This is a genomic window from Desulfovibrio sp. ZJ369 (assembly GCF_011039085.1).
Classification (GTDB): Bacteria; Desulfobacterota; Desulfovibrionia; order Desulfovibrionales; family Desulfovibrionaceae; genus Desulfovibrio.
Map to the genome: position 1 here is coordinate 39,959 of NZ_JAAKEI010000012.1, position 18,450 is coordinate 58,408.

Annotated in this window: 16 protein-coding genes; 4 read left to right on the top strand and 12 right to left on the bottom strand. The window is 61.6% G+C overall.

What is annotated here, in order from left to right:
* Nucleotides 1-49: 49 nt before the first annotated feature.
* From G7Y51_RS05980 to nrdG, 3 genes are all read left to right on the top strand, one after another.
* Complete coding sequence (locus G7Y51_RS05980; RefSeq protein ID WP_165175546.1) at nucleotides 50-2,305, top strand: anaerobic ribonucleoside triphosphate reductase; 2,256 nt, start codon at nucleotides 50-52, stop codon at nucleotides 2,303-2,305.
* Between the two features lie 169 nt (nucleotides 2,306-2,474).
* On the top strand, nucleotides 2,475-2,645 hold the full coding sequence (gene nrdD / locus G7Y51_RS05985) for an anaerobic ribonucleoside-triphosphate reductase (protein WP_165065212.1): 171 nt from the start codon (nucleotides 2,475-2,477) through the stop codon (nucleotides 2,643-2,645).
* 59 nt (nucleotides 2,646-2,704) lie between these two features.
* Nucleotides 2,705-3,289 carry an anaerobic ribonucleoside-triphosphate reductase activating protein gene (nrdG, locus tag G7Y51_RS05990; RefSeq protein ID WP_165175548.1) on the top strand — a complete coding sequence of 195 codons (585 nt, stop codon included), beginning with the start codon at nucleotides 2,705-2,707 and terminating at the stop codon, nucleotides 3,287-3,289.
* A 232-nt stretch (nucleotides 3,290-3,521) separates the two neighbouring features.
* Here the strand turns inward: nrdG and nifS are convergent, their stop codons facing one another.
* The 6 genes from nifS to G7Y51_RS06020 form a co-directional block, all read right to left on the bottom strand.
* Nucleotides 3,522-4,676: a cysteine desulfurase NifS gene (gene nifS, locus G7Y51_RS05995; RefSeq protein ID WP_165175550.1), complete on the bottom strand. Its 1,155-nt coding sequence runs from the start codon at nucleotides 4,674-4,676 to the stop codon at nucleotides 3,522-3,524.
* A 4-nt stretch (nucleotides 4,677-4,680) separates the two neighbouring features.
* Entirely contained in the window at nucleotides 4,681-5,517 is an 837-nt protein-coding gene (gene nifU, locus G7Y51_RS06000; protein WP_165175552.1) for a Fe-S cluster assembly protein NifU, read from the bottom strand.
* Entirely contained in the window at nucleotides 5,504-5,944 is a 441-nt protein-coding gene (locus G7Y51_RS06005) for an Rrf2 family transcriptional regulator (protein ID WP_165175554.1), read from the bottom strand. Before G7Y51_RS06005 ends, nifU begins: the two co-directional genes overlap by 14 nt.
* A gap of 35 nt (nucleotides 5,945-5,979) precedes the next feature.
* Entirely contained in the window at nucleotides 5,980-6,921 is a 942-nt protein-coding gene (gene metA, locus G7Y51_RS06010) for a homoserine O-succinyltransferase (RefSeq protein WP_165175557.1), read from the bottom strand.
* A gap of 686 nt (nucleotides 6,922-7,607) precedes the next feature.
* Nucleotides 7,608-8,330 (bottom strand): ferredoxin, encoded by a 723-nt coding sequence (locus G7Y51_RS06015; protein WP_165175560.1) that lies wholly within the window; start codon nucleotides 8,328-8,330, stop codon nucleotides 7,608-7,610.
* Complete coding sequence (locus G7Y51_RS06020; RefSeq protein ID WP_165175563.1) at nucleotides 8,327-9,070, bottom strand: HAD hydrolase-like protein; 744 nt, start codon at nucleotides 9,068-9,070, stop codon at nucleotides 8,327-8,329. The genes G7Y51_RS06015 and G7Y51_RS06020 overlap by 4 nt, the downstream gene beginning before the upstream one ends.
* A 147-nt stretch (nucleotides 9,071-9,217) precedes the next feature.
* Between G7Y51_RS06020 and G7Y51_RS06025 the strand changes: the two genes are divergently transcribed.
* Nucleotides 9,218-10,111 carry an ornithine carbamoyltransferase gene (locus G7Y51_RS06025; RefSeq protein WP_165175565.1) on the top strand — a complete coding sequence of 298 codons (894 nt, stop codon included), beginning with the start codon at nucleotides 9,218-9,220 and terminating at the stop codon, nucleotides 10,109-10,111.
* A gap of 186 nt (nucleotides 10,112-10,297) precedes the next feature.
* On the opposite strand, the gene G7Y51_RS06030 is transcribed toward G7Y51_RS06025, so the two are convergent.
* From G7Y51_RS06030 to G7Y51_RS06055, 6 genes are all read right to left on the bottom strand, one after another.
* Nucleotides 10,298-10,822 (bottom strand): serine/threonine protein kinase, encoded by a 525-nt coding sequence (locus tag G7Y51_RS06030; protein ID WP_165175567.1) that lies wholly within the window; start codon nucleotides 10,820-10,822, stop codon nucleotides 10,298-10,300.
* Nucleotides 10,822-11,607: a 7-cyano-7-deazaguanine synthase QueC gene (queC, locus tag G7Y51_RS06035; RefSeq protein ID WP_165175579.1), complete on the bottom strand. Its 786-nt coding sequence runs from the start codon at nucleotides 11,605-11,607 to the stop codon at nucleotides 10,822-10,824. Before queC ends, G7Y51_RS06030 begins: the two co-directional genes overlap by 1 nt.
* Nucleotides 11,604-12,296, bottom strand: a complete 693-nt coding sequence (locus G7Y51_RS06040; protein WP_165175581.1) for a thermonuclease family protein — start codon at nucleotides 12,294-12,296, stop codon at nucleotides 11,604-11,606. The genes queC and G7Y51_RS06040 overlap by 4 nt, the downstream gene beginning before the upstream one ends.
* Before the next feature lie 58 nt (nucleotides 12,297-12,354).
* On the bottom strand, nucleotides 12,355-14,124 hold the full coding sequence (gene rpoD / locus G7Y51_RS06045) for an RNA polymerase sigma factor RpoD (protein WP_165065174.1): 1,770 nt from the start codon (nucleotides 14,122-14,124) through the stop codon (nucleotides 12,355-12,357).
* Nucleotides 14,117-15,835: a DNA primase gene (dnaG, locus tag G7Y51_RS06050; protein ID WP_165175583.1), complete on the bottom strand. Its 1,719-nt coding sequence runs from the start codon at nucleotides 15,833-15,835 to the stop codon at nucleotides 14,117-14,119. Before dnaG ends, rpoD begins: the two co-directional genes overlap by 8 nt.
* A gap of 152 nt (nucleotides 15,836-15,987) precedes the next feature.
* Nucleotides 15,988-18,366, bottom strand: a complete 2,379-nt coding sequence (locus G7Y51_RS06055; RefSeq protein WP_206214267.1) for a Smr/MutS family protein — start codon at nucleotides 18,364-18,366, stop codon at nucleotides 15,988-15,990.
* Nucleotides 18,367-18,450 lie beyond the last annotated feature (84 nt).

Consider the following 18,450-nt stretch of genomic DNA (forward strand, 5'->3'; position numbering starts at 1 on the left):
CGCGTTGGAGGACTGTTTTACGCAGGCCCCGCAGTGTCCGGAGCTTTTCATGCCTGCCGCAATCATCAAGCGGGACGGCACAGCCGTTCCCTTTGACTCCGTAAAGATTCTCAATGCCATAACCAAAGCCAATCAGGCCGTGGGCGGGGAGGATATGTCCCCCACGGATCTGCTGTTCGTCACGGAAAAAGTCTGCAAAAAGCTGGATGAGCTTGGTCTTAAGCACGTTGAGGAAATTCAGGACGTGGTTGAGGAAAGCCTGATCCGCTTTGACTACGCCAAAACGGCCAAGGCCTATATTCTCTATCGGGCCGAGCATACGAAGATCCGCAATGCGGAATCGTATCTCATGGACATTTACAAAAAGCTGACCTATTCCCCGGCCCGCACGGAAGACATCAAGCGTGAAAACGCCAATATCGACGGCGACACGGCCATGGGCACCATGCTCAAATACGGCTCCGAGGGGTCCAAATTCTTCATCGACAACTATATTCTGCCCAAGGACGCCTCGGCCGCGCATTGCAACGGCGACATCCATATTCACGACAAAGATTTTTACATGCTCACTGAGACATGTTGCCAGATCGATCTGATTTCGCTGTTCAGGAACGGTTTTTCCACCGGGCACGGGCACTTGCGCGAGCCCAATTCCATTGAGAGCTATTCGGCCCTGGCCTGCATCGCCATTCAGGCCAACCAGAATGAAATGCACGGCGGCCAGAGCGTGCCGCATTTTGACTATGCCATGGCCGGGGGCGTGCGCAAGACCTTCCGCAAGGAGTACGAGCGGGCGCTCCGCGCCTGGCTGCGGATCACGCTGGGCTTGAGCGCGGACGAAGCCGCGGCCCGAACCCGCGCCCTGCTCACGGCCGCGGGCGGGCATCCGGGCATGGCCGACGTGGAGTCCTTTGGCCGCAAACTTGCGCAAAGCGCGCCGGACGACCTGCGGGAGCTTGTGCCCAAAGCGCACGCCTACGCGGCTGAGGAAGCCCTGCAAAATACGGATCGCCGGACCTATCAGGCCATGGAAGCCCTGATCCATAATCTGAACACCATGAATTCGCGGGCCGGGGCTCAGGTTCCGTTTTCTTCCATCAATTACGGCACCGATGTTTCCGCCGAGGGCCGCATGGTTATGAAAAACCTGCTTTTGGCCACGCAGGCGGGCCTGGGCAACGGCGAGACCTCCATTTTTCCGGTGCAGATTTTCAAGGTCAAGTCCGGCGTGAATTTCAACCCGGAAGATCCCAATTACGATCTCTTCAAGCTGGCCATGGCCACGTCGGCCAGGCGGCTTTTTCCAAATTTCAGCTTTATCGACGCCCCGTTCAACCTCCAGTATTACAAGGAGGGCGATTATAATACGGAAGTGGCCTACATGGGCTGCCGCACGCGCGTGCTCGGCAACGTGCACGATCCAAGCCGCCAGGTCACCTGCGGGCGCGGCAATCTGAGTTTTACCTCCGTGAATCTGCCGCGCCTGGGCCTTGAGGCCAAAGGGGACATGGAGAAATTTTACGCGCTGCTGGATGAGACGATCTCGCTGGTCTTCCGCCAGCTCATGCACAGGCTCAAGATCCAGAGCGCCAAAAAAGTGCGCAATTATCCCTTCCTGATGGGCAACGGCATCTGGCTGGATTCGGACAAATTGGACTGGGACGACAGCGTCGGGGAAGTGCTCAAACACGGCACCCTGACCGTGGGCTTCATCGGCCTGGCCGAAGCCCTCAAGGCGCTGATCGGCAAACACCACGGCGAAAGCGAGGAGGCGCAGAAACTGGGCCTGGAGATTATCGGCCACATGCGCCGGCGCACCGATGAAGAGGCGGCCAGAACCGGCCTCAATTTCTCGCTTATCGCCACCCCGGCCGAGAGCCTGAGCGGGCGCTTCGTGCCTCTGGATCGCGCCAAATACGGCAGCATCCCCGGCATTACGGATCGCGACTACTATACCAATTCTTTTCATGTGCCGGTATATTACCCGATCCGGGCCTTTGAAAAGATCCGCCTGGAGGCTCCGTACCACGCGCTGACCAACGCCGGCCACATTACCTATGTGGAACTTGACGGCGACACTTGCAAAAATCCCGAAGCCTTTGAAAGCATTATTCGTTATATGCACGATCAGAACGTGGGGTACGGTTCGATCAATCATCCCTTGGATCGCGATCCGGTGTGCGGCTATGTGGGCGTGATCAACGATCAATGCCCCCGTTGCGGCCGCCGGGAAGGCGAGGGCGTCAGCCTGGAGCTGCTCAAAACGCTCAGGAGGAAATATCCGCACATGCCCAGGTGGGAATAAGCTCCGCCCGACGCGCCCGCAACGACGGCATGCGTCTTCCGCCGCGGCAACGGGTGCGGGCGAAAGCGGGCGGACGCGCCGCGGAATACGGCGCGGGCAAGCGGGAGTCGCGTTTGTGACGCGCTCCCTTTTCGGACTGCAACGCTTCAGTTTGTAAGGAGAACGGAATATGTTGATGCAATCGCGCCTGTTTGAGGAAGCGAAAGCCGACCGGAAAATGGTGGGCCAGGGTCTGGGCTTTGAACGCACGCGCCGGATTACCGGCTACCTTGTGGGCACGCTGGATCGCTTCAATAACGCCAAGCGCGCTGAAGAACGCGACCGGGTCAAGCATCTTTAGAGCATTTTGCTCATGAAAGTAGCAAAACACTCTCGTGATCGCTGCGTCCGGCGGGCAGTATGAAGGCACATCCTCTTCAGAGAGAGAGTCCCACGGCGTGCGGCGGGCAAAACCCGCTGCACGCCGTCATGTTGCGGCTGAGCGGCATTGTGGAGGAATCCATTGTGGACGGCCCGGGGCTGCGTTATGTGCTTTTTACCCAGGGCTGCCCGCATCGCTGCAAGGGCTGTCATAACCCGCAGACGCATCCCCTTGAGGGGGGCTTTTTGCGCTCCGCCGCGAGGATCCTTGCGCAGTTCGCGGAAAATCCCCTGCTGGCGGGCATCACGTTTTCCGGTGGGGAGCCGTTCCTGCAGGCCGACGCGCTCTGCGCCGTGGCCGAGGGAGTGCGGGCCCAAGGCAAGAGCGTGCTGGTGTACACCGGCTTTACCTATGAGCAATTACTGGCCCGCGTTGAAGACGAAGCCGGCGTGCGCCGTTTGCTGGAACTGACGGATATTTTGATCGACGGCCCCTATGTGGAGGCCCTGCGGGATTTGGAATTGCACTTCAGGGGCAGCGCCAATCAACGGATTTTAGACAGGGGCGCGCGCCGGGCCTTGCGCGTGGGGCTGAGCAGCGGCACGCCGCAAGCCCATCTGTGAAGGCGGAATCTTCTTCTTCTTTCGTCCCGTGAGAGCAGAGTGCTTTTGACACGCTCGCTCCGGCGCGTAACGGCGCAAGGAAATTTCGCCTGCGCCTCTCTCTGCTGTCGTCATCCGTACAGCGGCACAGCCGCCAATGGCTGACGCTCGCTGCGGGCAGGCTTTGCCCAGCCAGAGCGTTGAGCCAATTTCATTGGCAAAACGCTCTGGCTGGTTTCATGCGCAAAACGCTCTAGTTCTTGAAGGGCGAAATGGCCCGCAGCGTTTCGATCACGCCCGGGAAGTTTTCAAGAACATAAGCAACATCGTCCTCCGTGGTGTAGCGCGAGAGGGAAAGACGCACCGAGCCGTGCGCGTAGTTGAAGGGCACGCCCATGGCCCGCAGCACATGCGAGGGTTCAAGGCTGCCTGACGTGCAGGCCGAGCCGGAGCTGGCGCAGATGCCCAAACGGTCGAGCATCAGCAAAATGGCTTCGCCCTCCACATTTTTGAAGGCGATATTGCTGGTGTTGGGCAGGCGGTTTTCCACATCGCCGTTGACCATGCAGTCGGGAATGCGCTCAAGCAGGCCTGCTTCCAGCTTGTCCCGCAGCAGGGCCACCTTGACGCGCTCTTCCTGCATAAAATCATGGGCCAGTTTGGCGGCCATGCCCAGGCCCACAATGTAGGGCACGTTCTCCGTGCCTGCCCGGCGCCCACGCTCCTGATGCCCGCCGCGCAGGAAGGGCCGGAAGCGCATCCCCTTGCGCGCGTACAGCACGCCGATACCCTTGGGCGCATGGATTTTGTGCCCGGACAGAGAAAGCATATCAACCGGCAGCTGCCTGAGATCAATGGGGGTTTTGCCCACGGCCTGCACTGCGTCGGTATGAAAGAGCACCCCGCGTTCCCTGGCCATTTCCGCCATTTTCTGAATGGGATAGATGTCGCCGACTTCATTGTTGGCGAACATGATCGAAACCAGGGCCGTGTCTTCGCTGAGGGCCTCGGCATATTCGTCAAGATCCAGCCGGCCTTTGCCGTCCACGCCCAGGTACGTCACATGCCGGCCTTCGCGTTCCCAATACTGCATCACATTGAGCACGGCCGGGTGTTCCACGCGGGTGGTGATCAAATGGTGTTTTTCCGGCTGCGTCTGTATGGCGGACCAGATGGCGGTGTTATCGCTTTCCGAGCCGCAGGAGGTAAAGATAATCTCATCCGGGCTTGCGCCCAGAAGCGCGGCCACCTGCTCGCGCGCCGTGTCCACGGCCTCGCCCACCTGCCCGCCGAAGCTGTGCATGCTGGAGGGGTTGCCGTACAATTGGCCCAGATAGGGCAGCATGGCCGAGAGCACTTCCGGGGCCACTGCCGTGGTGGCATTGTTGTCGAGATAGATTGTCTTCATTGGTTCAGGCCTCCTGGACCACAATGTCGGGCTCCACATGTTCGCGCAGCAGGCGCTCAACCAGATTGCGGATGGTCACTTCGCTGGAGCGGCACTGGGAGCAGCGCCCGCGCAGGGAAACCGTGACCCGCTTGCCGTCCACGTCCACCAGCTCGATGTCCCCGCCGTCGGCCGCAAGCTGGGGCCGGATTTCCTCGTCAATGGTCTTGAGCACCTGTTGCATGCGCTGCACATTGGTCAGGCGCGGTTTGGGCTTCAGCTCGGCGAGCGGCTTCTGCTTGAGTTCCGCGGCGAGGATCTCGGATATTTCATCCAGGCATTCGCCGCATGCGCCGCCGGCCTTGGTGTAATTGGTGACCTCTTCCACGGTTTTCAGATTGTTCTCGCGGATGGCCCGGATGATCTGGGCATCCGTGACCCCGAAGCACTTGCAGACCAGCTTGCCTTCCTCATGGGCATGGGGCACGGGCGGCTCGCCCTTCCACTGGCGGATGGCCGCTTCCAGCGCCTCCTGGCCCATGACCGAGCAGTGCATCTTCTGCTTGGGCAGGCCGCCGAGAGCCTGGGCAATGTCCTTGTTGGTCAGCTTCAGGGCCTCGTCCACCGTCATGCCCTTGATCATGTCCGTGAGCACGGAGCTGGAGGCAATGGCGCTGGCGCAGCCGAAGGTTTCAAAGCCGGCGTTCTCAATGACGCCCTGCTCGTTGATTTTCAAATAGAGTTTCAGGGCGTCGCCGCAGGCAAGACTGCCGACTTCGCCCACGGCGTTGGCGTCGGCCAAAGGCCCGGCGTTGTGCGGGTGCAGGAAATGATCATGCACTGCTTCGCTATAATTCCACATAATTGCCTCCTGAAGCGGAGCGCTTCTCCGCTTCTATGATTTCCTGAAGGGTATGGGTATGTAAAAAACCACGGATATGGCTGTCCAATTCTTTCCAGAAACTTCGCGTGGAGCATTGCTTTTCACGCTGGCAGCGCCGCCCTTTGCTCAGGCAGCGCACGGGCGATATCTCGCCTTCCAGATGCAGAAAGACGTCTTCCATGGTGATCTCGGCCGGGGATTTGGCCAGGGCGTAACCCCCGCCGGAGCCGCGAACCGCCCGCAAGATGCCCAGCGGTTTGAGAGCCCTGACGATTTGCTCCAGATATCCGGAAGAAATGTTTTCCTCGCGGGCCACTTGCCCCAACTGCAGCAGACTGTCCGGCGGCTGCGCCGCCAGGCGCAGCAAAAAACGCAAACCATAGCGTGTTCTGGTGGAAAAGCGCATACCACACCTCGTGGGCCGGCAAGGGGCCCGGTCGGTTACTCCGTCTGCGCCTCGCGATCTCCGGCAATGGACGTGAGGCTGAAAGGGGTTTCCTGATAGACATAATAGTTGAGCCAATTGCTGTAAAATAAATGAGCATGCGCCCGCCAGGTCATCAGGGGCATGGTGTCGGGATTGTCGTCGCGGTAATAGTGCCTGGGCACTGGCGGGTTGAGCCCCTTGCCCATATCCCGCCGGTATTCCGCATCAAGCGTGCCGCGATCATATTCCAGATGGCCGGTCATGAAAACCTGGGTGTGATCCACGCTCTCCACAAGCGCCAGCCCGGCCTCGCCGGATTCCGCCAGAATGCGCAAACGGGGCTTCTTGAGCACGTCCTCGGCCCGGACTTCTGTATGGCGGGAGTGCGGGGCCAGAAATTCATCGTCAAAACCGCGGAATAAACGACATTCGGGAAAAAGCACCTCGTGGCAGAAAATGCCCGAAATTTTTGCGGGCAAAAGATATTTGGGCACGCCGTAAAAATAATACAGGGCAGCCTGCGCCGCCCAGCACAGATAGAGCGTCGAATAGACATGCCCGTTGGCATAGGCCATGATTTCCAGCAATTCCTGCCAGTAATCCACGTCTTCAAAGGGCAGATGCTCCACCGGCGCGCCAGTCACGATCATGCCGTCGAAACTGCGGTGGCGAATCTCGGAGAAGGTCTTGTAGAAGCGCTCCAGATGCCGCAACGGCGTATTTTTGGACTCATGCGCCGCCGTGCGCAGCAGGGTGATATTGACCTGCAGCGGCGAATTGCCCAAAAGGCGCAGGAGCTGTGTCTCCGTGGCAATCTTGGTCGGCATGAGATTGACGATTGCAATCTCCAGCGGGCGGATGTCCTGCCGCACGGCACGATCTTCGGTCATCACAAAGATGTTTTCACTTTCCAGCGCCGCGCGGGCGGGAAGATCAGCGGGAATTTTGATGGGCATGTGCTTTCCTTGCAAAGCATCGAGCGCTTGCGCGCGTGCTGTGTCGCAGCATCATGGCTGCATATGCCGGCCGCATCGGGCCTGATACGGCTGCATGGGCATCGGCGGCAAAGCCCTGCATGATTTGCGGCAAGAGACTGTAAAAGCGTTCAGACCTGCGACCGATAAAGTATGCTATACTTTTTTTACGGTAATAAAAACTTATCATTTTGCTATGATTTGTCAAGCTGCGCCAAACCATGCCGAGGTTCCCGGATCGCGGGCAGTGCCTGTTGCAGGCGGGCCAGGCCGCGCGACAGGCACTGCCTAGAGCAATTTCACTTTGAAATTGCTCTGGCGGCCGCGGGAGCGGACGCCCGCGCCGAATGAGCGTCCAGACCGCGTTGCGGTAGCCGTTAGCAAGCTTTGCTTGCTTGCGCCAGCCGTTGGCGAGTCTGCGAGCCTTACGGATGGCGACAGCGGTTTCGTTGCATGTTTTTTGTGGTAACTCATTGCTGTCTCCATCCGTAGCTTCCTTCGTCGCAACGGCTGGAGCACGGATAGCGACAGCGGTTGCGTTGGCTGGCTGCCGCAGTAACCAGTTGCTGTCTTCATCCGTAGCTTCCTTCGTCGCAACGGCTGAAGCCTGGACGCGAAATGATGGCAGCGCCGCTTTTGAAATTGAATAATTTCAAAAGCAAAATGCTCTAGTTAGCAAAACGCTCTAGTTGCACCACATGGCAATGCAGTGCCGCGGAAGAGCCGCAGCCTTCCAGAGCTTGCCGCGCCAGCCGCTCCAGGCCCTGGCAACAGGGCACGCTCATGCGCAGCACGTTCAGCTCCACGGGCCGGGCCACGCGCAGAATGGCGCTCAGTTTTTCCTGAAGTTCCTTGTTGTCGTCCAGCTTGGGGCAGGCGATCAACGGCACGCGGCCGGCCAGCCAGTCCTGATGCAGACGGGGCAGGGCAAAACCCGCGCATTGGGCGGCCAGCAGCAGATGAGCGCCGGCAAGAAAGGGAGCCTGCGGCGGCAGTAAGCGTAACTGAATGGGCCAGGCGGGCAGATCTGCGCGCAAATGGGGCTCGGCAGCGGCAGCGCCGGTCAGAGGGCGCAAGATGCGCGCCGCGCCGCCGGGGCAGCCGCCTGCGGGCAGCCCTGCCGCCGCTTGTCCCGCGGGGCCGCGCGCGGCTTCACTTCGGGCCTTGGCGGCCAGGGCCGCGGCCTCGTCAAAAGGCGGAGCCTCACGCATTGTGAGCGTCAGCGCGCCCTGCGGGCAATTCAGGCAGGCGCCCAGGCCGTCGCAATACACTTCGTTGATCAGGCGCGCCTTGCCCTCAATGACGGCCAGCGCGTTTTCGGCGCAGTCCAGCACGCACTGGCCGCAACCATTGCATTTTGCTTCGTCTATCTCAATAATCTGGCGTTTCATATCTCTCCTGAAAATTTTCCGTCTGAAAGAATTTCGTGCGCGCTGTCCCTCCGGCATTGGGCCGCAGCCTTTTCCCGCAAAGGGCTTGCGGCCAGTTCCGTCAACTGATCCGGCGTGTCCACCAGATAGTGCGCTCCGGCGGCGCGCACTTCCGCAAGCCCCCGAAAGCCCCAGGCCACGCCCACGGAAATCATGCCCGCGTTATGCGCTGTGAGAATATCCACATCACTGTCGCCCACATAGAAGCATTGGCCTGCTTCAAGTCCGAGTTCCGTCAGCATGGCCCGCGGCCCCGCCGGGTCGGGCTTGAGCGGCATGCCCGGGCGCGCTCCCCGCACCAGCGCAAAGGGAATATCCGGAAAATAGCGCGGCAGCAGCCCTGCGGTGAAATTGTCGGGCTTGTTGGAGAGCACGGCCAGCGTGAAACCGCGCCGGGCCAGCTCCTTGAGAGCTTCGGGCACGCCGGGATAGGGGCGGGTGCATCCGCACATATGCGCGCCGTAAAAGGCGCGGGCCTCGGCCGTCAAAGCCTCCAGACGGTCGGGCGCAAGCGCCTCCCCAATGCCGGGGGGCAGAGCCCCGCGCACCAGGCGGCCAAAGCCGTTGCCCACAAGCCGCCGGTAGGCCGCGACGCTGTGCGCAGGATACTTGTGCGCGGCCAGCATTGCATTGCAGGCTGACGCAATATCCTCAAGTGTATCCAGCAGGGTGCCGTCCAGATCAAAGATAAAAGCCTTCATTGCAGCTCCAGTCAGTCCGTGTGCGCCGAAATGTGTCTGCCCTGAGCCGTTGCGGCCGGCATCTGGACAGGGCCGGGCGGCCTTGGTAAGCTCTCTGTATATCCGGCTGCGGCATAACGCCCGCGCCGTTCCGCCCCGGAGGAAACAATGCCACGACATGTACTGACCATCAAGGATCTTGGCGAGGAAGCCTGCTGGCTGCTTGTGCAGCAGGCTATCGGCATCCCTGACGCAAAAGCCCGCAGCGACTTCATGACCGAGCGGGTGGCCATGCTGATTTTCACCCGGCGATCCCTGGCCGAACGGCTCTGCGTCACGGCCGCGGTGCGCCAGATGGGCGGCTTTACGGTATACGAGGGCGAGCACGGCACCTGGCATACCGAGATTCGCGATTATCAGCGGCAAATGATGACCGTTTTCGATTATTATCTGGACTGCATGTACATCTATGGCCTGCCGGTGGGCTCCTGGGACATGAAAAACGCCAATGTGGCCTTTCCGGTGATCAATGCGGGCAGTCCGGACGCGCATCCCGCGCACGCCCTGGCCGACATCGCCTGCATGTTGCGCGCTTCGCGCTATCTGAAAGGCGTTACGGCGGGCTGGCTGGGCTGCGACAACGGCACCCTGCATTCGTTGATCGAGGCCACGGTCTGGTTTCCCTTTGCCTTGCGCGTGGCTCTGCCGCCGCACCTGGATCCGGCGCCCCTGAAAGAAAAGGCCCAACGGTTGCAAACCCCTGTGACTTTTGTGGAAACGCCTGAAGAGGCCGTGCGGGGCGTCGACTATATCTTTGCCGGTTGCCGAGGCAGCGTGAGCGAGGATGACAGCGGTCTCTGGCATCTTGACGGGGCACTGATGCGCAAGGCCAATCCTGACGCCCGCGTGCTCCTGAGCGCGGCGCCTGTGGAGGCCATTCCGGTGGATAAAGACATCCTCTCCAGCAAAGCCTCGTTTCTGGTGCGGCAGGCGGAGCATCGACTGCGCGTGCACAAGCGTATTCTGCATTGGGTCTTTATGGAAAATGAGCGTGAGATCTGAGTGTTCCCGGCCTGGCGCTGCGGCGGACCTCTGAACGCAGAGTGCGCGTCCGGCGCATCCCATGCACTGTCGGGTTTGCGAGTGGGCCCGGCAGGGCGGATGCGTCTGGCATGGCGGAAAACAGCGTGTCGATGGGGAGTCGCTCCCATACCCATGCCGAAAGGCGGCTTCCAGGGCGGCACGCTGCTACTCCGCAAGGATTTCATATTCTTCGAGCTTGTCCCAGATCGCGCTGATCACCAGGGCCATGACCGCGGCCAGGCGGGCCTGAGTCCGGGCGTCAAGCGAGGCCGAGCCGTGGGTCAGACGTTCAGAGAACAGGGCCGGGCAACGGGCCTGCTGCTCCTGGGCAAACAAGGACATATACCCGGCAAAAGGGCCGTCCACAAAGGCGTCCCGCGCGGCCTGGGAATCAGCCAAAAGCGCGGTCTCGCCGGGTTCCGCCGCGGCGCGCAGCAGGCTGCCGGTTTCTTTCAAATAGCCCGCCAGCACGCTGTTGGGCGCATGCTGCATGAGCCCGGCGGCCACGGCCGCGTGCACAAAGGCGCGCCATTCCTGGCAGAAGCGCGCCCGCGCAGTGCCGCTCCAATAGAGAGGGGGCATCCCGGCATTTTCGGCCAGGCGCAGAATGTCCACGGTTTTGCTGTTAAGCTGAAAGAGGATGCAGGCCGCTTCAATGCCCTGAGCCGCGTTGAGCTGTTTTTTGGACATCAGGCCTCCGCGCGGCCGCGCATGCTTTGGCGCGTTTCGGCGTGCGCGCCGCTTTTGTCTGTCTGCCGGGCAGCGCGGTAGGCGGCATAGCCGGCGGCCCGCAGGCGGCAGGCAGGGCAGACCCCGCAGCCGTAGCCCCAGTCATGGCGCTTGCCGCGCTCGCCCTCATAGCAGGTATGGCTTTCCTCAAGGATCACTTCCACCAGCGCCGCGCCGCCCAGTTCCTCGGCCAGTTCCCAGGCATTGCATTTGCTGCGCCACATCAGCGGCGTGTGCAGGACGAAATCCGTAGCCATGCCCAGGTTCAGAGCCGCCTGCATGGCCTTGATGCTGTCGTCGCGGCAATCCGGATAGCCGGAGGAATCACTCTGGCAGACGCCGAGCACGAGATGGCGGATATGCCTGGCATAGGCCCAGGCCGCGGCATGCAGGATGAAGAGCAGATTGCGGCCCGGCACAAAGGTATTGGGCAGGCCGTCCGGCCCGTTGTCGGCAATGGGCGCGGAGGAGGTCAGGGCCGTGTCTGCCAGTTGGCGGAAAATATCCAGCTCAAGTACAGCATCCGGCCCCAGCCGTTGCGCCCAGAGCGGAGTGCGGGCTGCCAGGGCCGCGCGAAGGCGCGCGCGGCAGGCCAGCTCCACGGAATGGCGTTGGCCGTAGTCAAAGCCCAGGGTGAACACGCGTTGAAAGCGGCTCAGAGCCCAGGCCAGGCAAGTGGCGGAGTCCTGCCCGCCGGAAAAGATGACCAGGGCCTGCTCGTGCTGTAAAGGGGTGGGGGCGTTCATGGTTGCGCGGGCCAGAACGGACAGACCCGGGCCGGAGCGTAGCCCGCAAGAAAAGCGTCCATCAGGGTACCGAAATAAATCCGGTTGCGGGGCTTGATGTGCTCGGCCTTCGGGCAGGCGGCCGGGAAGAAGCGCAGGGAAGTGCGGTTGCCGGTGTAATTCTCGCGCGCCAGCGGCAGGGAGAGCAACTGCGCCCACAGGCCCCGCCGCTCGCTGACGGCCTGCTCCTGCAGGCCGCGCAGGCGTTCCTGAAACTGCGGGCTTTGATCCTGGTGGGGATAGTAAAAGGCCGCGCCCCGGCTGAGCATCAGATCGCTGAGAGATTGGCCGTCCTCCAGGCGCACATCGGCCACAATCCGGCCGTGACGGTCCCGGCTGTTGATCCCTGCCGCGAACAGGCGCACTTTTTGGCCTTTGGCCAGGCGAGTGAGTTCCTCGCGCGACTGCCGGGCGTAGTACTGGGCTTTTTCTCCGTCATGCGCCAATTCCGGCGCGTCAATGCCCGCCAGCCGCACAATGCGCCGATCCGCAAGCATGAGCGTGTCGCCGTCAAAACAGCGGGCCACCACGCCTGCCGGCTGGGGCAGGGGAATTTCCTGCCCCAGTGCCGTCAGGGGCAAAAGCAGGCAGCAGAGTACGAGAAAAAGAGCTGCTTGCAAGCGCGGAAGATTGTTGCGCGATATTGACATCTCCACTTCCGTTACAATGGTATGTGAAAGATACCCTGGTCTGCTTTGGCGACGCCCGCTAGTTTTCGTAATAGGAGCGCAAGGGCTGGCTGCGCACCGGATGGCGGAGCTTGCGCAGGGCCTTGGCCTCAATCTGGCGGATGCGCTCGCGCGTCACATTGAAGAGCTTGCCCACTTCCTCAAGGGTGTGATCGCTCTTTTCCGCAATGCCGAAGCGCTTGCGCAAGACCTGCTCCTCGCGCGGGGTCAGATCCGCGAGCACGGCTGCCAGTTGCTCGGAAAGCTTGGTGTTGATCACTTCCTCGGCCGGGGCCACGGCCTTTTTGTCCTCAATGAAATCGCCCAGGCTGGAGTCTTCCTCGTCGCCGATGGGCGTTTCCAGGGAAATGGGCTCCTTGGCGATCTTGAGCACTTTCTTGACTTTTTCCACCGGGTATTCCATGCGCTCGGCAATTTCCTCGGGCGTGGGATCGCGGCCCAGTTCCTGCACCAGATAACGCGAGGTGCGGATCAGCTTGTTGATGGTTTCGATCATGTGCACCGGGATGCGAATGGTCCGGGCCTGATCCGCAATGGCCCTGGTAATGGCCTGGCGGATCCACCAGGTGGCGTAGGTGGAAAACTTGTAACCGCGCTGGTACTCGAATTTGTCCACGGCCTTCATCAGGCCGATATTGCCCTCCTGGATCAGATCCAGAAATTGCAGGCCGCGATTGGTGTATTTTTTGGCAATGGAGACCACCAGGCGCAGATTGGAGCGGATCAGCTCCTGCTTGGCGCGCATGGCCGCGGTATTGCCGCGCTTGATCCGCCAGAGCACCTCTTCCAGATCCCCGACGTTGTGGCAGCATTTTTCCTGGAGGCGCTTGAGAATTTCAATCTTGCCGATGATCATTTCCTTGAAGGAAAAGAGCTCGTCCACGCTGAGTTTCAGCTCGCGGGCCGCGGTGTTGGGGTTGATCTCCCGCTTTTCCAGACCGTCGAACATGGCCTGAATTTCCCCCTGCGTGCGGCCGGTGGAGAGAATATAGGCTGAGAGATCGCGCTGGCAGTTGTGCATCTGGCGCACATAATCCTCAACCGTTTCAATGATCCGGTCAATGAGGGTTTTTTCCAGCTTGATGTCGCGCAGGCGGGTGACGATTTCTTCCTTGAAGCTGATAATTTCTTTCTGGATGGCCGCGACCCGGCGCTCCAGGGTGCAGCAGTCATCCAGCTTTTTGTAGATCTTGCGTTTTTTCTTGAAAACCTGCTTGATTTCATCCAGGAGCAGAATAACCCGCGAGCGCTGGTTCATTTCATCTTCGCTGGGGTCGTCCTCCTCAATGGTTTTGACCACATCCTTGAGTTTGATGCGGTTCTGGCGCAGATCTTCGCCCACATTGATCAGTTCTTCCACTGCCACGGGCACTTCCACCAGAGCGTAGAGCACGTCCTGCTCGCCCATTTCGATCTTTTTGGCAATGACTACTTCGCCGTCGCGATCCAGCAAGGGGACTGCGCCCATTTCGCGCAGATACATGCGCACCGGGTCAGTGCTGCGGGACGAGTAATCGGCTGATTCCTCGTCCTCGGCCAGATCCAGCGCGCTTTCGCTTACGTCGTCGTCGCTTTCGGCGGCAGTGGCGGAAATTTTCTTCCCGTCCTTCTCCGAATCCACTATAACGATTTCCAGCTGTTCAAAGATGCCGATGATCTCTTCAAATTGTTCGGGCGTGCTCATTTCCACGGGCAGAGCTTTGTTGACCTCTTCAAAGGTCAAAAAGCCCGTGCCCTTGCCTTTTGCAATGAGCGATTGAATTTGCTGGATGTCTTTTAGATTACTCATGCCCTTTCTCCAAGGTTTCCTGCAGTGCGCGAAGATAATCCAAATCAGCTGCAAAGTCACCTGTGCCGGTGTTTTGACGTAACGCTGCGGAAACAGACGATTTTTGTGCCGAGACATAGTAGGCGTCCAAATCCCGGCGCAGAAATTCCAACTCCTTGTCGCCGTTGTCCCGCGGCGCTGCCTCAGGGCCGCGGCAAAACGACCAGAAATTTTTTTCCCGTTGATCCAGGTGATAGGGGGCTTCTTCTCCCATTTCCTCGATTTTGTCCCAGAGCTGCCGGGCAATGGCCGACTGCAAGGCCAGATCCGCGCCCAGGGCGCGCAGATCGGCGAGACGTTCCGGATAGCGCACCGCATACATCATGATCTGACGGTCGCGCATGTTCTGGCGGGCCAGGCTTGGCCTGGGCGCAACGCCTCTGCGCCCCCGTTCCGCCGGGGGAAAGAGGCCGCGACGCAACTCCGCCTCTGAAATCTGCAACTCCCCGGCCAGGCGCGAGGCACAGGAGTTCACCAGCTCGGGCAGCTCAATCCGGCGCAGGAAATTGCGCGCCCACTCCACGGTTTCCCGCGGGGCCAGGGCCTTGAGCACGTCCACGCAAAAGCGCAGGCCGTCAGGCGCTTTGGCCTGCAAGGCCTCAAAGGCTTCCGTGCCTGCGGTGCGCAGCAGGCTGTCAATGTCTTCCCCTTCGGGCAGCAGCACCACAGAGCAGGCCAGGCCGCGCGCAAGCAGCATTTCGCAGGAGCGCAGGGCGGCCTTGCGCCCGGCCCGGTCCCCGTCGAAGAGCAGGACGAGCTGCGAGGCAAAACCCGAAAGGCGTTTGATCTGATCCGGGGTAAGGGCCGTGCCCAGCACGCCCACGGCATTGTCATAGCCGAACTGGTGCAGGGTGAGCACGTCCATATAGCCTTCGGTCAGAAGGACGCGGCCCGAAGTGGTGATGCCCCGCCGGGCCTGGGCCAGCCCGTAAAGATGCTCGCCTTTTTTGTAAAGGGGCGTGTCCGCGCTGTTGATGTACTTGGCCTCGTCCTCCCCGGCGATGATCCGGCCCCCGAAAGCAATGATCTGGTTGGACAGGCTCTTGATGGGAAAGATCAGCCGCCCCCGGAAGCGGTCATAGGCCCGGCCGTTGCCCGACAGGCCGAGCAGGCCGGCTTCCACGGCCAGCCGGCTTGCAAAACCGGCGCGGCGCAGGGCGTCGGCTAACGATTGCCACTCGCGCCGCGCCCAGCCAAGGCCGAAACGCTGCACAATTTCCTCGCTCAGCCCGCGCTTTTCAATGTAGGCGCGGCATTCGGCGGCTTCGGGACTGGCGAGAGCCGCGCTGAAATGGCCTGCGGCCAGCTCGTACATGCGCAGCATCTGCTGCCGGGCCGAACGGCGTTGCCGCTCCTCGCCCTGCCGGGCCGGATCGCTGCCTCCGCGCTCAATGCTGATTCCGGCCTCGGCAGCCAGTTGCTCCAGACATTCTTTGAAGTCCAGGCCGTTGATCCGGCCGTAAAAATCAAAAATGTCGCCTGAGGCGTGGCAGCCGAAACAATAAAACAGGCCCTGATCCTCGTTGACCGAAAAGGAGGGTTTGGTTTCCTGATGAAAGGGGCAGGGCGCCACCCAGCGCGGGCCGTTGCGCTTAAGATCCACATAGCGGCGCACCATGTCCACGATGTTCAGGCGCTCTTTGATGGCGCGGATGGCGTCCCTGGATTGCATGCGGCTCTGTGCTCCGATCCGGCGTTGCTGCGGAAAAGCCGTAACGCGACATGGTGAACGACACGCTTGCCGAAGGCAGTCTCCGCATGGGGAAGCCCCGGCCCTGTTGCCGGTCGGCGTTTGTGCGCTGCGTCTGGCCGCAACGACAAGCGTCAACGAAAAGTGACGATGGTCATGCCGTCGCCGCCCCGATCTTCAGGCGCCACGGCAAAATGCTCCACTGCCGGAAAGGCGCGCAAAAACTGGTGGAGTTCGCGACGCAACGCGCCGGTGCCGCGCCCGTGAACGATTTCCACTTCGGAAAAACCGGCCAGAAGGGCCTTGTCCAGAAAGCGTTCCGCTTCGGCCAGGGCCTGATCCGCGCGCATGCCGCGCACATCCAGACGCAGGGAGGCGGCTTCGCCGCTGTCCTTGCGCAGGGCCGCGCGCGGGCCGGGCACAACAGCCGCGCTGGTCTTGCCCGCGCCCTGGCGCAAATCCTTCATTTCAGCCCACAGGCTGACGCCGTTCATGTCCAGGCGCACCCGCTTGCGGCGCGCGTCCACATCCGTGATCACGCCGCGTTTGTTGAAAACGCTGTGCAGCACGCTCTGTCCCGGCGCAAAATGTTGCGGCAGGGGTAAAACGGACTGCGCATCAGCGTCGTTCGCCGGGGCCAAGGAGGCGCGCAGGCGCGACATTTCCTTCAGGGCCTGCTTGTGCGTGGCGCGGCCCTCCTTCCAGGCGCGCATCAGTTCGGCGGCCTTGCCGCGCACTTCTTCGTAGAGGCGGCCGCGTTCCTTTTCCAGGCGCTCCCGCGTCTCCTGCGTGGCGCGGCGGGCTTTTTCCTGCTCAGCGCGCAGCGCGGCCAGCTCTTGCTCGCGCCGGGCCGCCAGATCGTTGAGGCGGCCCAGAAGCGCGCTGGCGTCCTGGCCGTCCTGCAACAAATAATGCTCGGCCCTGCGCAAAATGGCTTCCGGCAGGCCGTGCTCCCGCGCCACGTCCAGGGCCTGGCTGGCCCCGACCTGATCATAAGCCATCTTGAAAAGCGGCTTTTTGCTGTGCGGATCAAACAGCATGGACGCGGCCCGCGCGCCGTCGCGGGTCAGGGCGTACGTCTTGAGCGCCGGGAAATGGGTTGCCGCCAGCACAAAGGTATGTTTCTCCAGCAGTTCGTCAAGAACCGCCTGGGCCAGAGCCGCGCCCTGGGCCGGATCCGTGCCCGCGCCGAACTCATCCAGCAGCACAAGGGCCTGGCCGTCCAGATGCTTCCAGGCCTTGGCCAGATGGTCGATCTGGGCTGTGAAGGTGGAAACATTGTCCGCCAGGCTCTGCTCGTCGCCGATAAAAGCATCCATGCGGCTGAACCAGGGCAGATGCGAACCCTTGCCCACGGGCACGGGCAGGCCGCTGAGGGCCATGGCCGCCGTCAGGCCCAGGGTTTTCAGGCAGACTGTCTTGCCGCCGGCATTGCCGCCGGTGATCACCAGGGCGCGCTCGCCGGGGCGCAGCAGAATATCCAGGGGCCGCACCGCGCCGTCCGCGGTCCCCGCAGGGGCCGAGCCGCCGGGCGCGGCCGCGCGGGCCAGGGCAAGCAGGGGATGGCGGGCCGCATGCAGGCTGATGCCTTCCTCCACCGGGGAAAGCGTCAGGCAGCGGCCGTCAAAAAGGGCGGCCAGGCGCCGTTTGGCCTGCAAAACGTCCAGGCGGGCCAGGAGCTCCAGGGCAGCCTGGGCGCCGGGCAGCTCTGCCGCAAGCAGCCCGCGCAGATAGGCGAGCACTTTCTGCTCTTCCTCGCGCTCTTCATGCTTGAGCTCCTGGAGGCGGTTGTTGATCGCCACCAGAAACATGGGCTCAAAATAACAGGTCTCGCCGGTCTGGGACCAATCATGGATGATGCCCTGCATACGGCCCTTGAAATTGGCCTTCAGCGGCAGAACATAGCGATCCGAGGAAAGCGTCATGAATTCGTCCTGCAAATACGGCAGCATATTGTATTGCAGGGCAAAATCCCTGACCTTGCGTATGCAGCTCTGGTGCAAACGCCGCAACTCGCCGCGCAGGCGATAGAGTTCCGGCGAGCTTTCGTCTTTGAGCAGGCCATCGTCGGAGATGCAGCGGAGCAGCGCGGCCGTGAGCTGCACGGGCAGAGGCGCGGCTTCGGCCAGAGTCAGAAGGTGCGGCCAGAGCTGCGGCGCGTCGGGCGTGGCAATGGCCGCATGAGCGGCCTTTGCCTGGCGGAGCATTTCGCGCAGCGCCCAGAAGGCGTCGGTATCCGGCAGGATTTCACGGCCCGGCGTCGATGCGCGCAAAAGGCTGCCCACGTCCGGAAAAGCGGCAAGATTGAAAGCCGCGCTCTCGCCGGACCGGGGCTGCGCGGCCCAGACGGCCGCTTCCTCATAGAGCCGGACGGCCAGGGTCACGGCCTCGCTGTCCGGCAGCGGCAAAAGCGCAAGGGCGCGTTCGCGCCCTGCGCAGGAACAGCAGAGAGCGGCGAGCTGCTCGATGATTTTGCCGAATTCGAGGGCTTGAAGCGTTCGCGCGTGTATCATTGTTACCTTATAAGACGTAAGCGGGCAGAAGCAAGACGGCTGGAGTTTTTCACCCTTGCGCCCCGTGGTGATCCGGATTGCGCG

Excerpts from the sequence above, each read along its gene's own strand:
- queC (WP_165175579.1), bottom strand. The coding sequence starts at position 11,607 with ATGAACGCCCCCACCCCTTTACAGCACGAGCAGGCCCTGGTCATCTTT.
- G7Y51_RS06005 (WP_165175554.1), bottom strand. The coding sequence starts at position 5,944 with ATGCGCTTTTCCACCAGAACACGCTATGGTTTGCGTTTTTTGCTGCGC.
- dnaG (WP_165175583.1), bottom strand. The coding sequence starts at position 15,835 with ATGCAATCCAGGGACGCCATCCGCGCCATCAAAGAGCGCCTGAACATC.
- G7Y51_RS06055 (WP_206214267.1), bottom strand. The coding sequence starts at position 18,366 with ATGATACACGCGCGAACGCTTCAAGCCCTCGAATTCGGCAAAATCATC.
- G7Y51_RS05980 (WP_165175546.1), top strand. The coding sequence starts at position 50 with ATGCCTGCCGCAATCATCAAGCGGGACGGCACAGCCGTTCCCTTTGAC.
- nrdG (WP_165175548.1), top strand. The coding sequence starts at position 2,705 with ATGAAGGCACATCCTCTTCAGAGAGAGAGTCCCACGGCGTGCGGCGGG.
- nrdD (WP_165065212.1), top strand. The coding sequence starts at position 2,475 with ATGTTGATGCAATCGCGCCTGTTTGAGGAAGCGAAAGCCGACCGGAAA.
- rpoD (WP_165065174.1), bottom strand. The coding sequence starts at position 14,124 with ATGAGTAATCTAAAAGACATCCAGCAAATTCAATCGCTCATTGCAAAA.
- G7Y51_RS06040 (WP_165175581.1), bottom strand. The coding sequence starts at position 12,296 with ATGTCAATATCGCGCAACAATCTTCCGCGCTTGCAAGCAGCTCTTTTT.
- nifU (WP_165175552.1), bottom strand. The coding sequence starts at position 5,517 with ATGTGGAATTATAGCGAAGCAGTGCATGATCATTTCCTGCACCCGCAC.
- G7Y51_RS06025 (WP_165175565.1), top strand. The coding sequence starts at position 9,218 with ATGCCACGACATGTACTGACCATCAAGGATCTTGGCGAGGAAGCCTGC.
- G7Y51_RS06020 (WP_165175563.1), bottom strand. The coding sequence starts at position 9,070 with ATGAAGGCTTTTATCTTTGATCTGGACGGCACCCTGCTGGATACACTT.
- G7Y51_RS06015 (WP_165175560.1), bottom strand. The coding sequence starts at position 8,330 with ATGAAACGCCAGATTATTGAGATAGACGAAGCAAAATGCAATGGTTGC.
- G7Y51_RS06030 (WP_165175567.1), bottom strand. The coding sequence starts at position 10,822 with ATGTCCAAAAAACAGCTCAACGCGGCTCAGGGCATTGAAGCGGCCTGC.
- nifS (WP_165175550.1), bottom strand. The coding sequence starts at position 4,676 with ATGAAGACAATCTATCTCGACAACAATGCCACCACGGCAGTGGCCCCG.
- metA (WP_165175557.1), bottom strand. The coding sequence starts at position 6,921 with ATGCCCATCAAAATTCCCGCTGATCTTCCCGCCCGCGCGGCGCTGGAA.